This is a genomic window from Rhodococcus sp. P4_F3_2 (assembly GCF_056401335.1).
In genome coordinates this window covers 1-531 of sequence record NZ_JBFUJN010000156.1, presented here as the reverse complement: position 1 = coordinate 531, position 531 = coordinate 1, and the positions used below count along the sequence as shown (strand labels likewise).

Annotated in this window: 2 protein-coding genes; both read right to left on the bottom strand. The window is 36.2% G+C overall.

Annotated elements, in window-relative coordinates:
• On the bottom strand, positions 1–311 hold a 311-nt coding region (locus AC1DWA_RS33210), incomplete at its 3' end, for an AMP-binding protein (RefSeq protein ID WP_477917702.1).
• Between the two features lie 48 nt (positions 312–359).
• Positions 360–531, bottom strand: a 172-nt coding sequence (locus AC1DWA_RS33205; RefSeq protein WP_477917704.1) for a carboxymuconolactone decarboxylase family protein, incomplete at its 5' end; no start/stop codon positions are given.

The window sequence follows — 531 nt, the reverse complement described above, 5'->3', positions numbered from 1 at the left end:
GGAGGGTACACAGGTACGGGTATTACATTCGCATAGATACATCCTAGAAAGGCTTTAACATAGTCTATCCCCGATGGATACATTAAAAGAGCTCGTTGTCCTTCTAAACCTAAATGTTGTAGGTAAGCAGCGATTTGCTTAGCATACATATGAAGTTCTTGATAGGTAATATTAGTTTCATCTTGGTTATCATTAGATAAAAATGTGTAGACTACTTTTTCAGGATGTATCATCACTTTATGTGATAACAAGTCTATCATTGAAGAATAATTACTTTTTGGAATAGTAGGATTGTCTATCAACTTTTCCATGCGGTCTACACCTCTTTTTAGTGTTCTAAAATCACAAAATCAAAAATTCTACTCTCTTTCAAAGGCATTGATGGCGTTTACGCTATGACTAATTGCAGCACCAGCTTTAAGTGCAGCTGCTACAGTCACTGCTTCTAAAATCTCATCCATAGTTCCACCTAGTTTTTTATACTTAGCTACATGAGCTTCAATGCAATATGGACATCCTGTTGTATGAGCC